This window comes from Streptomyces sp. JN8 (genome assembly GCF_055808075.1).
Genome location: NZ_CM147852.1, coordinates 906173 through 917692 on the forward strand (window position 1 = coordinate 906173; position 11520 = coordinate 917692).

Below are 11520 nucleotides of genomic sequence, written 5' to 3' on the forward strand. Positions count from 1 at the left end.
CCCGGGACCGCTTGGAGCGCCGCCCGCCTCAGGGGACCGACCGGATCCGGCGCACGAGGACCGATCCCGCGAGGGCCAGGGCGCCCGCGAGGGCGTACAGCGCCGTGTAGCCGCCCAGCCCGGTCACGACCGGGGCGGCGACGACGGGGGCGAGGACCTGCGGCAGCGCGTTGGCGATGTTGATGACGCCCAGGTCCTTGCCCCGGTCCTCGGCCGCCGGGAGCACGTCGGTGAGCAGGGCGAAGTCCACGGCCGTGTAGACGCCGAAGCCGAGGCCGAGCACGAGCGAGGCGACGACGGCGCCCGTCCACGTCTGCCAGACGGCGAGCAGCAGGGTGGCCGCCGCGATGACCAGGCCGGAGCCGATCACGTACGGCTTCCGCAGACCGCTGCGGTCCGAGCGGATGCCGCTGACGACGACCGTGGAGAGCAGGGTGAGCGCGTTGAGCGCCGTGAGGACGAGGACGCCGTTGTCCGCGTTCCCGCTGTAGTGCACGGCGTCGGTCAGGTAGTAGAGCAGGTACATCGTGCTGATCGAGTACGACAGGTTCATCAGGAACCGGGTGAGCCAGGCCCAGCCGAAGTCGGGATGGCGGCGCGGGTCGATCCAGAAGCCCGTGAGGAACGACCGCCACCGGAAGGCCGGACGGTCGGCCGGGGAGAGCGCGGTGTCGCGGCGCATCACGACGTACGGCACGGCCGCGAGCACCGTGAAGACCGCGCAGGCCAGGTAGCCGCCGCCGACTCCGCCCGCGAGCGTGGCCAGTGCCGTGCCCACCAGGATGCCGACGACCTGGGAGACCCCGAGCCAGCCCCCGACCAGACCGCGCTGCCGCGGAGGCACCTGGTCGGGGACGGCCGCGGTGAGCGCGGCGAAGGCCGCGTTGAGGGCGAGCTGGACCAGGCACCAGCCGGCGGTCACGGTCGTGACGCTCCGCGCCGAGGCGAGGAGGAGGAGCCCGGCCGCGCCGCCGGCCACTCCGCCGGCCACCCAGGGGACGCGCCGGCCCACGGCGGCCGTCGTCCGGTCGGAGAGGGCCCCGAAGACGGGGTTCGCGATCATCGACACCGCCGCTCCGACACCGGTCACCAGGGCGAGGGTCGATGCCTTGTGGTCGGGCGTGAGGTGCTCCGCCTGACGGGCCAGCAGCAGTTGCAGCGGGCCGAACCAGCCCACCCAGACACCGAGGTTGGCGAGGGAGAGCGCGCCCACCCAGCGCCCTCCGGCCGGGGCGGCGGGCTCGGCGGCCGGTCCGGCGGCGGTTCCGTCCGCCGCCGTCCCCTCGGTGGTCATCCGGCGTTCTTGATCAGGTCGCGGTACCAGGCGAACGACCGCTTCGGGGTCCGGGCGAGCGTCTCGTAGTCGACGTGGACCAGCCCGAAGCGCTGCCGGTAGCCCTCCGCCCATTCGAAGTTGTCGAGGATGGACCAGATGAAGTAGCCGCGGACGTCGGCGCCCTCCTCCATCGCCCGGTGCAGGGCGCGGACGTGGCCGTCGTGGTAGGCGATCCGGCGGGCGTCGTCGATCCGGCCCGTCTCGGGGTCGGGCCCGTCGCCGTACGAGCAGCCGTTCTCGGTGATGTAGAGGGGCGGCAGCCGGTCGCCGTAGCGCTCGCGCAGGGTGGCGAGCAGCTCGCGCAGGCCGTCCGGTACCACCGGCCAGCCGAAGTCGGTGAGTTCGCGTCCCTCGATCTGCCGGATGTCGAAGGGGAGGTCCGGCGGGATCTCGATGCCGCCGAACGAGGAGTCGGCGGGGCCGGCGGGCTCCTCCCCGGCGGAGGGGTCGGCGGCCGGCCTCGGGGCGCCGACGAGCATCGGGTTGTAGTAGTTGACGCCGTACCAGTCGAGGGGGGCCGAGATCGTCTTCAGGTCCTCCGCGACCGGGCCGGGGAGGAGGGAGTCCAGGCCGGCGGGGTAGGAGCCGGTGAGGATCGGGTCCGCGAAGAGGCGGTTCGTGAGGGTGTCGTACAGCTCCGCGGCCGCCCGGTCCTCGTCGCTGTCGCCGGCGGTCCAGACGGGGCTGTGGGAGGCGGCGATCCCGATGCTGCGGGCCCCGGCGGCGCGCAGGGCCTGGACCCCCAGTCCGTGGGCGAGGAGCTGGTGGTGGGCCGCGGGCAGCGCGTCGAAGACCAGGCGCCGTCCCGGGGCGTGCTCGCCGAGGCCGTAGCCGAGGAGGGTCACCTCGGCCGGTTCGTTGACGGTGATCCACAGGGGCACGCGGTCGGCGAGCCGCTCGGCGACGACCGAGGCGTACGCGGCGAACCGCTCGGCGGTGTCGCGGTTCAGCCAGCCGCCCTCCTCCTCCAGGGCCAGCGGGGTGTCCCAGTGGAAGAGGGTGGGGGCCGGGGTGATCCCGGCGGCGCACAGCTCGTCGACGAGCCGGTCGTAGAAGTCCAGGCCGCGGCCGTTGACCGGGCCGCGGCCGTCGGGCAGGACGCGCGACCAGGAGATCGAGAACCGGTAGGCGCCGACGCCGAGTTCGGCCATCAGCGCGACGTCCTCGCGGTAGCGGCGGTAGTGGTCGGTGGCCACGTCGGCCCGCGAGCCGTCCTTGACCCGTCCCTGTTCCCCGGTGAACGCGTCCCAGCTGGACGGGCCGCGGCCGTCGGCCGTGAGCGAGCCCTCGATCTGGAAGGCGGAGGCGGAGACTCCCCAGAGGAAGCCGGCCGGGAACTCGGGTACGGGCGCTGTCATGTGGACTCGCTTCGATCGGCGGCGTGCGGGTTGCTCCCGGCACTTTCGGGGCCGCGGGTTCGCCCTGTCAATGGAAAGTGAACAATTCTCATGTTCTTGGGGGGCGCGACGCGACCGGGCCCTTCCCGCGTGCGGGAAGGGCCCGGTCTCCTCTCGGGGCCTACCGGTCGGCCGCCTGTCGGGGCGCTACCGGCAGGCCGCCTGTCGGGGCGTCACCGGTCAGCCGCCGACACCCGCCCGGCGCCGCCGCCACCACACGAGCGCGCCGCCCGCGCCGATCGCGACGGCCGCGACTCCGGCGATCAGACCGACGGGGGCACTGCTGCCGGTGTCGGCGAGGTCGCCGCCGGGGCCGTCGGGACCGGGCGCCGCGGTCGCGCCCGGGGGCCGGCCGGTCGTCGGCGCCGGGTCCGCCGGGGTCGGGGCGGGCCCGCCCGTTCCCGTCGGGGACGGAGTCGCCGTCGGTCCGCCCGTGCCGGTCGGGGTCGGCGTGGGAGCGGGGGTGCCGCCCTCGGACCGCCCGGCGCTGTTGCCGCCGAACATGAGGTAGCCCTGCCGGTGCGGGTCGTCGGCGAGGGTGTCGACCGCGAAGCCGACCGTGCGCGGCTTGTAGCGCTGCTCGGTGCGGAAGCGCACCGGGTTCATGTTGCTCTTCGGCTGCCGGGAGAAGTCGACGCCGCCCACGGTGTAGACGGAGACCTCCTCGCCGTTCGTCCACCGGTACGTGAAGGTGCCCTCGGTGAAGGCCTTGTAGTAGCGGTCCCAGACCTGCTTGCCGGTCCAGTCCCGGTGCGGGGCGCGCAGCGGCCAGCGCCGCACGTCGCCGCTGCCGATGACGGAGCGGTACTCGGCCGGCAGGTCCGCGGCGTTCTGCCGCACCCACTCGGCGGCGACCCGGGCCGTGTAGACGCGGCGCAGGTCGGCGTAGTAGTCGCCGTCGTTCACCTTCTCCGCGACGAGGGGGGTGATGTAGCGGTCGAGGACGCGGTCGGACTGCCGGGTCTCCTCCTCCGTGAGGTCGCAGCCCTTGCCGCCGGGCGGCTGGGTGGTGGTCTGCTGCGGGACCGTGGACAGCTTCAGCGGTGTGTCGAGGATGTGGATGCCGCCGTCCTGCTCGCGCACGACCGCGGTCTCCGGCTCGATCCAGTAGCGGAAGCCGGCCCAGCAGGGGAAGCCGTCGCGCCGGGGCAGGGCGTTCATGAAGTCGCGGCCCGCCGGCGTCTCCGGGTCCATGGCCTTGAAGATGTCGTGCTTCAGCTCCAGGTCCGCCTCCAGGAGCACGCGGCCCGCGTCGGTCTTCCCGAAGTCCTGGTCGATGATGCGGTTCGGCTCGTCCGGGTTGAGGTTCACCCAGAACGTGGACGGGTCGAGGGCGAGCCAGGTGAAGAAGGCGTCCGAGATGAGGTCGCCCTTCTCCCGGCCGCCCCAGCCCGCCGCGTAGTCGTCCGCGACCTCCTTGGCGGAGAACGCGTAGTCCAGCCCCTTGCCGTCCTTGGCCTTGCCGATGTAGCGCAGGTCCAGGGTGGTGAAGTCGATGCCTCCGAGGCCGCGGTTCATCAGGGCCCGCTCGCCGGTCCGGCCCAGCCGGTCCAGCTGCTCCTTGAGCATCCGCGGGTTCGGCGGGGACTGGTTGATCACCTGGTTGCCGGAGCCGCGGGAGCCCGTGGAGGCGCCGTTGCCGGGCGCCATCGTCGTGCCGTTCGCGCGGTAGGGCCCGTTCTCGGTGCCCTTGGGGGCCAGCCCCCTGTGGTGGGACTGGTAGGCGTAGGTGCGGACGCGGTCGCGGCCGAGGGAGTCCTTGCCCGCGGTGTCCTTGAGCTCCTTCATGAACGCCCTGGCGTCCGAGGTCTGGTTCTCGGCGAAGACGTAGGTGTACCGGTACGAGCGCCAGCCCGGGTTCTTGGCCCAGGCCCGGTCCGCGGGCTTCTCGCGCCCGTCGGGCTTGCCGTTGGACTTGACCTCGACGATCTCCCGGCTGCGCTTGTTGTACGCGTCGAGGCGGCGCACGTGACGGTCGCCGGTGTCCGGGTCGACGAAGGCGAACTCCTTCTCGCAGATCCAGTCGGGGCCGGTCAGGCCCATCTCGCGCACGACCTTGGCCATGAAGGCCTTGCCGCGGGCGTCGTGCCCCTGGTTCGGGATGTAGACCTTCGCCAGGTAGTCGGCGAAGGACGTCCACCGCCGCTGCGCGTTGAACCGGGCGTAGATGCGCCTCGGATCGCTGTGGTCGTACTTCTTGTAGTCGGTGCCCGCCTCGTCGAGCTGCTCCCGGGTCGGGGCGAGACCGTCGAACTGCAGGCCCGGGTTGACGTAGTCGTAGGTGTCCCAGCGGTCCACCGCACGTGAGGCGTCGCCCTGGGGCAGACCTCCCGTGGGCACGTTCCTCACCCCGTACAGTTCGTCGCAGCGCTTGCCCGGCTTCAGCTTGGGCGGTGCGGCCTCGGCGACGCCGACGACGGGCTGGCCGGTGATCGTGACGACGGTGGCGCAGGCGAGTGCGAGCAGGCCGTTCCTGAGCGCGCGCCAGCGGCGCGTTATTCGTGCTGGCTTCACAGTGCTTCCCCCGGGAGCCCCACGGGTCGATGCGGGGTTGTACGGCGCCAGGGCCCCCGTGCTCATGTCGGCGCCGCACAAGCGGTCCGATCCTAGGGCTGCGCTTTGCCTGCGCAATGCGGTCGGGGCGGTGCGGCGTGTGTCAACTCCGTGCAGATCCAGGAGTCTTGCCCTCACACAGAGGGCTACGATGAGCAGCTGTGAGCCATGAGATCGGGGAGTACGGAGCCGCGGACGACGACGAGCACGCCGTCGCCGAGCGCATCGACGCGGCGCACGCCGACAACCCCCGGCTGAGCGCCTGGCTGGAGGAGCAGCGGGGCGCGTTCCCGGAGTGGAGTCGCCGCCACGGCGGCGGATGGGACTTCGGAGAGGGCTCCCTGGACCGGGTGGAGGCCCTCGTCCGCGAGCAGGTCGCCTCCCCCGAGGACCTGCTCGCCCGCGAGGGGACCCCGCTGGTCCAGGTCGCCTGCTGGTACGTCGGCGAGGTCCACAACCGCACCCGCGGCACGGGGTGGCGCATGGACCCCGAACCCTCCGACGGCCACCCCTGGTCCCGGCGGCCCTACGTCATCGTGCCGTTCGAGCGGCTCGACGCGTTCCCGGACCCCGAGGGCATCGACTTCGACGCCCGCCCGCAGCACCGCCCCCTCAGCAGCCTCCTCGGTCTCCTCCGCGCGGACCCGGCGACCGCCCCGGGCGCGCTGCGCGCCGAACTCCAGGACTACGAGCCGGGCGGCGCGGGGGCGTAGGCGGGCGGGGCGGGCGAGGTCCGCCGCCGGACCGGCGCCGTCAGCAGGTCCGGCGGACGTACCCCGGTTCGCCCGCGGGGCGGACGTCGGTGTCGCGCAGGACCACGGAGAGCGTCCCGCCCCAGGTCGCACAAGCGCGGGCCAGGCCCTCGGGCCGGTACTCGATGACGAGCACCCGGTGTTCGAAGGCGGTCGCGTAGGCACCGCACTCGTCGTACTGGCCGCACTCCTCGGCGACCGCGAAGTCGAAGCCGAGCGCCCGTCCGCGCCGGGCGAGCTCGGAGGCGTTCTTCTGCCCGATGGCGAGTCCGGCCGCGTGCGCGCGGCCGATGAGCAACCGCGCGAAGGCGAGGTCGTGTTCGGGCGTGAGGAGGCCCCGGGACCGCGCGTGGGAGTCGAGGTTGTCCGCCTCGACGGCCTGGTAGCCGGCGGCGGCGCACCCGTCGATCCATCCGCCGACGATCGCGGCGAGGCGCTCGCGCTTGGCGGGCACGGAGACGTCCAAGAGGGCCTCGTCCCAGTCCTGGTCGACGACCGGCGCTCCCCCGGCGTCCCGGAGCAGCAGGTCGGGGTGGTTCTCCTCCCACCAGTCGGTGGCGTCCGGCTGGGCCTGGAAGGCGTTGACGTAGCAGATGTTGTACAGCCCCCGGGCGGGCTCCGCCGTACGGTCGCGGGAGACGGCGCCGACCCCTGCGGGCGGCGGGTAGGGGCCGCCGATCTGGTAGTCGAACCCGACGTGGGGCTCGGGCGGGACGACCGCGCGGCCGGCGGAGGGCGGCGGGGAGGAGGGGGCGGAGCCGGCGCCCCGGCCCTCCGCCGCCGCGGTGCAGCCCGTCACGGCGGCGAGGAGGCAGGCCAGGGTCAGGGCCGCGAGGCGGTGCCGGCGCCTTCGCGCGCTGCGGAGGGGACGGGGTGCGCGGGCGATCACGGTGCGGGGCTCCTGCTCGTCGGTTCCTGGGGACGGCACCCGGCCGCCCACGGACCCACGGTACGGGCGCGGGGCGCCCCGCGCGTGCCGGTCCGCGGAACACCGTCCGGAGGGCACGCGTTCACCCGAACCGGCCCCAACGGCCTGTCTCGGCCAAGTATCTGAACCTCAATCAGGTGCTCGGATCGTGGACGAGGTCTTGCGCGGCCCGTCGGCCGTCCCTACTCTCCCGCGCAATGGTCAGGAACATTTCCTAACCATCGTCCGGACATCGATGCGAGCCCCCACCGCTGCCCTCGCGCAGCACTCACCCAGAGGACGTCGGATGTCGTACGCACCTCAGGCACGCCCCGCACCGGAAGACCGCACCCTCCGCGCGAGCCGCCCCCTGGCGGTCGCCGCGGCCCTCGCCACGGCCCTGGCCGGCCTCACCGGCCTGACCGGCGGCACCGCCGCCGCCGAGGACCGGGCCGCCGCCGCGGCCGCCCCCGACGGCACCGCCGGCCCGGTCGTCGACGTGTCCACGGCCGCACAGCTGCGCGGCGCCCTGGCCGACGCGCAGCCGGGTCTGACCATCAGGCTGGCCGCCGGCGAGTACCGGGGGTCGTTCGTGGCGACACGGCCGGGAACGGCCGCCGCGCCGATCACGCTCACCGGCCCGCCGGACGCCGTCCTCGTCAACGACGGCCCGTCGGGCACGGCGCCGTCCTGCCCGGCCCCGACGAGCGGCTGGGACTCGGGCTACGGGCTGTGGCTGTACGGCGCGCCGTACTGGAGGCTGACCGGCTTCACGGTGAAGGAGTCCAAGAAGGGTGTCGTCCTGGACGACTCCCACCACGTGACGATCGACGGCCTCTCCGTCCACCACGTCGACGAGGAGGCGGTGCACTTCCGGCGCTCCTCGGCCGACGGCGTCCTCCGGAACTCCACGATCACCCACACCGGCCTGGTCCAGGCCGGGTACGGCGAGGGGGTCTACATCGGCTCGGCCGGCTCCAACTGGGCCTGCCACGGCAACCAGGGAGGCGTGGACCGCTCGGACCGGGTCCAGGTGCTGGACAACAGGATCGGACCGGCGGTCGCCGCCGAGCACATCGACGTCAAGGAGGGCACCTTCGACGGGGTGATCCGCGGGAACACCTTCGACGGGACGGGGATCAGCGGCGCCAACTCGGCCGACTCCTGGATCGACGCCAAGGGCGTGGGCTATCTGATCGAGGGCAACACCGGGACGTTCACCCGGCCGGGGACATTCGCCAACGGGTACGAGACCCACAACCCGTCGACGACCCCGTCGTTCCCGAACGGCTGCGGCAACGTGTGGCGCGGCAACCGCTCCGACCTCGGCGGGGTGGGCGCCTACGCCGTGAAGATCACCTCGACGTCGAAGTGCGCGAGCGCCCCGAACGTCGTGCACGCCTCCAACACGGTGACGAACGCCCGCAGCGGCCTGACGAACGTCCCCGTGACGCCCTGACGGCCGCGAGGGGTGCGGCCCGCGGCGCCGCGGGCCGCACCCCTCCCGTCAGCGGGCGCCGAAGACCTGGGTCCAGTACGGGCCGCCCTGGGAGTGGATGCCGACGCCTATCTCCTTGAAGTCGCAGTTCAGGATGTTCGCGCGGTGGCCCGGGCTGTTCATCCAGGACTCCATGACCTGCTCGGGGGAGCTCTGCCCCATGGCGATGTTCTCGCCGTACGTCGACCACGGGTACCCGGCGGCCGTCACCCGCTCCCCCGGGCCGGCGCCGTCGGGGTTGGTGTGGTCGAAGAAGTCGCGGGCCGCCATGTCGTCGGAGTGGCCCTGCGCCGCCCGGGTGAGGGTCGCGTTCGCGCTCAGCGGGCCGCAGCCGGCTTTGGCGCGCTCCGCGTTGACCAGGGCGACGACCTGGTCGGCCTCGGAGCTCGGACCCTGGTCGTTCTGACCGGCGCCCGTCCCGTTTCCGGCCTCGCCGCCGGAGCCGGTGCCCGAGCCGGGCCTGCTCGGCCGGGTGTCGGGGGTGGGCGCCGCGGTGCGCGGCGGGGTGGTCTTGACCGGGGCGGGCTTGGCGGTGCGGACCGGACGGGGGGACGCGGTGGTGGGACGCGCGCTGGGCGTGGCCGACGCGGAGGGGCGCGCGGTGGCGGACTTCGAGGCGGACGGCGAGCCGCTGGGGGTCGCCTCAGTCGGCGTCCCGGAGTGGGTGGACGGGTCCTGGTCGAGGGGCAGGTCGAGCTCGGGTGCGGTCACCCGGTTCGCCTCCAGGACCTCGTCGTCCCCGCCGCGGCCGCCGGACAGCGAGAACGCCCCGCCCGTGACCGCCATGACGACGACGCCGGCCGCGATGACGGCGCGGCGCCGGCTCCGCTCCTGCGTCTGGCGGCGGCGCCGGAGGGCCGCGCGCGTGCCGTGCCGGCCGGGCGCCGCGGAGGCGGGGGCCGAGCGCGGCTGGTGGGGGCGTCCGGGGCCCGCCTGGCCGGCCAGGACGAACGGCTCGGTCAGGTCGGCCGCGTGCTCGTGGGCGGACCCGCCGAGGGGGGCGGTCGCGGAGGGGTCGGCGTACTCCGGGGCGCGGTACGGGGCGGCATCGGCGGCCGCGTACGCGTCGGGGGCGAAGCCGTGGGCGGTCGGCGCGGCGGCGAAGGCGGAGGCGGCCGCCCGTCCGCGCGCGGCCTCGTCCGCTCCGGCCGCCCCCACGGGTGAGGCGGCGGACAGCAGGACCTCGGCGGGGACCAGGGCGTGCCAGCGGGGGGCGCAGTGCCCGCAGCCGAGCGTGTGGTGGGCGAGGTGGTCCCGCCACGGGGCGGAGGGCCGGCCGTCCCAGTCCGCGGCCTCCCGGCCGAGGAAGGGGCAGGCGGGGTTCCCGGCGAGGGCTGCGGCGACGACCCGGCCGGCGTCGAGCCGGGCCCGTACGGCCTCGAACCGGGCCGGCGCCTCCTCGGCGGGCCACCTGAGTGCGGCCGCCGTCTCGTGACGGGTCAGTTCGCCCGCGCACTCCAGCCACCACAGGGCCAGCAGTTCCCCGTCGTCCGGGTCGAGCCAGCGGGCCGCCTCGGTGATCTCCTGGGCCGGTCCGTGCCCGGGCCACCGCCCGCCGGGCGTGCCGTCCCCGTGGGCGTACCCGGCCGGCTGCTGGTGCCGGTGGCGCCGGATCCCGTCCACGGCGATGGCGACCAGCCAGGGCCGGAAGACCCCGGGGTCGGTCAGGGCGGGGAGGCCGTCGAGGGCGCGCAGCATCGTCTCCCGTACGACGTGCTCGACGTGTTCGGCACCGTGGCGGCCGTTCATGGCGACCGCCACGGTGGTGTGGACCAGGGGCAGGTGGGCGGTGACCAGCTGCTCACGCGCCCACGGGTCGCCGTTCCGCGCCGCGAGGACCAGCTCCGTGTCCCGCTCGATTCCTGTGCTCTGCCGCACGCCGACCGTCCCGTTCGTTGGAGGTGATTGCGCATGGGAGAGCCTGGAGCGGGACGCGGATAACGGAAACCCGGGAGACGGTGAAAGTGACGTGAGTCACTCGGGTCCCACGGGGCCTGCGGGGTCGGCCGGGTCAGTGGTGGTGGGCGCCCCCGGAGGTCCCGGCGGCGGGTTCGCCCGCCGCCTCCGTCTTCGCCGCCCCGTGCGTCCCGTGGTCGCCGTGGCCCGGCACGGTGCCGTCCGGCTTGGCCACCAGGAAGAGCCCGGCCATGCCCATGTCGGAGTGGCTCTGGACGTGGCAGTGGTACATCCAGGCGCCGGCGCCGACGTGTTCGCCGGCGATGACCTGGAAGCCGAACGAGTCCGCGGGTCCGGTGATCTTGTTGTCGATGATCCGGCTCACGTCCTCGGGGCCGGCGAGGAGCCCGGTGCGGTTGTCGGCCCAGCGGTGACCGTGCATGTGGAACGTGTGGTAGTACTCGCCGTGCGTGATCATGACGATCTCCACCCGGTCGCCCACGGTGGCCAGGAAGTCGGGCGGGTCCGCCGCCGGCCGGTTGTTGATCGTCATGTCGTTGAAGACGATGGTGAACTGCCTGTCCGGCAGGATGTCGCCCTTGCGGCGCACCACCAGGCCGCCGTAGAGGCCCTTGCGGATGCCGCCGGTGCCGTGGTCCGTGCCCACGACGTGGTCGTGGTAGTGCCAGTAGCCGGCGCTCCCGGGCCGCCAGGTCCCGTCGGGGCGGCGGCCGGGGGCATGGGTCCGCCAGGTGTACGTGCGGGTGGCGCCCGCCTCGACGTGGCTCCCGCTCATCCGGGTGCCGTCGTTGTCGATGTCGTAGTCCACACCGTGCGCGTGGAGGCTGACGGGGACGTCCGTCAGGTTCTCGAACGCGATGTGGAGGGTGTCGCCCTCGTTGAGCTCGATGAGCGGGCCGGGCACGGAGGCCTTCCCCTTCTCCAGGCCGTACCCCATGCGTCCGTCGGCCAACTTCTGGGCGTACAGCGTGAGATGGCGTACCTGGCCGCCGGCCGGGGCAGTCCTCAGCGGGGCCGCCGCGGCGGTGGCGTCGGGCGCGGCACTGGAGGCGGATGCGAGGGACAACGATGTCACGCCGGTCGCGGCGACGGCCCCGCCCGCGAGCAGGCGACGGTTGAAGCTGCGTCTGTCCATGTCGAACTCTCCGGTCTTCAGAGGA

Annotated in this window: 8 protein-coding genes; 2 read left to right on the top strand and 6 right to left on the bottom strand. The window is 74.0% G+C overall.

Annotated elements, in window-relative coordinates; genetic code table 11:
• Window positions 1–28: 28 nt before the first annotated feature.
• The 3 genes from ACY0MR_RS03965 to ACY0MR_RS03975 all read right to left on the bottom strand — a co-directional run bounded on the left by ACY0MR_RS03965 (window position 29) and on the right by ACY0MR_RS03975 (window position 5247).
• Window positions 29–1294, bottom strand: coding sequence for an MFS transporter (locus ACY0MR_RS03965; protein WP_388794640.1), 1266 nt, complete (start codon window positions 1292–1294; stop codon window positions 29–31).
• Window positions 1291–2694: a glycoside hydrolase family 1 protein gene (locus ACY0MR_RS03970; RefSeq protein ID WP_473559122.1), complete on the bottom strand. Its 1404-nt coding sequence runs from the start codon at window positions 2692–2694 to the stop codon at window positions 1291–1293. Before ACY0MR_RS03970 ends, ACY0MR_RS03965 begins: the two co-directional genes overlap by 4 nt.
• Before the next feature lie 219 nt (window positions 2695–2913).
• The gene (locus ACY0MR_RS03975; protein ID WP_473559124.1) at window positions 2914–5247 is read right to left on the bottom strand and encodes an LPXTG cell wall anchor domain-containing protein; all 2334 of its coding nucleotides are present in this window, start codon (window positions 5245–5247) and stop codon (window positions 2914–2916) included.
• A gap of 200 nt (window positions 5248–5447) precedes the next feature.
• On the opposite strand from ACY0MR_RS03975, the gene ACY0MR_RS03980 reads away from it, so the two are divergent.
• Window positions 5448–5999: a hypothetical protein gene (locus ACY0MR_RS03980; protein ID WP_473559126.1), complete on the top strand. Its 552-nt coding sequence runs from the start codon at window positions 5448–5450 to the stop codon at window positions 5997–5999.
• Between the two features lie 40 nt (window positions 6000–6039).
• Here the strand turns inward: ACY0MR_RS03980 and ACY0MR_RS03985 are convergent, their stop codons facing one another.
• Complete coding sequence (locus ACY0MR_RS03985) at window positions 6040–6978, bottom strand: endo alpha-1,4 polygalactosaminidase (RefSeq protein ID WP_473559128.1); 939 nt, start codon at window positions 6976–6978, stop codon at window positions 6040–6042.
• Between the two features lie 274 nt (window positions 6979–7252).
• Between ACY0MR_RS03985 and ACY0MR_RS03990 the strand changes: the two genes are divergently transcribed.
• Window positions 7253–8404: a right-handed parallel beta-helix repeat-containing protein gene (locus ACY0MR_RS03990; RefSeq protein WP_388794655.1), complete on the top strand. Its 1152-nt coding sequence runs from the start codon at window positions 7253–7255 to the stop codon at window positions 8402–8404.
• Between the two features lie 48 nt (window positions 8405–8452).
• Here ACY0MR_RS03990 and ACY0MR_RS03995 read toward each other — a convergent pair whose 3' ends face one another.
• Both ACY0MR_RS03995 and ACY0MR_RS04000 read right to left on the bottom strand, forming a co-directional pair.
• Window positions 8453–10321, bottom strand: a complete 1869-nt coding sequence (locus ACY0MR_RS03995) for a CAP domain-containing protein (RefSeq protein ID WP_473559130.1) — start codon at window positions 10319–10321, stop codon at window positions 8453–8455.
• Between the two features lie 133 nt (window positions 10322–10454).
• On the bottom strand, window positions 10455–11495 hold the full coding sequence (locus ACY0MR_RS04000) for a multicopper oxidase domain-containing protein (protein ID WP_473559132.1): 1041 nt from the start codon (window positions 11493–11495) through the stop codon (window positions 10455–10457).
• Window positions 11496–11520 lie beyond the last annotated feature (25 nt).

Bases quoted from the DNA above. Each gene is read 5' to 3' on its own strand.
- ACY0MR_RS04000 (WP_473559132.1), bottom strand. From the start codon at position 11,495: ATGGACAGACGCAGCTTCAACCGTCGCCTGCTCGCGGGCGGGGCCGTC.
- ACY0MR_RS03965 (WP_388794640.1), bottom strand. From the start codon at position 1,294: ATGACCACCGAGGGGACGGCGGCGGACGGAACCGCCGCCGGACCGGCC.
- ACY0MR_RS03970 (WP_473559122.1), bottom strand. From the start codon at position 2,694: ATGACAGCGCCCGTACCCGAGTTCCCGGCCGGCTTCCTCTGGGGAGTC.
- ACY0MR_RS03990 (WP_388794655.1), top strand. From the start codon at position 7,253: ATGTCGTACGCACCTCAGGCACGCCCCGCACCGGAAGACCGCACCCTC.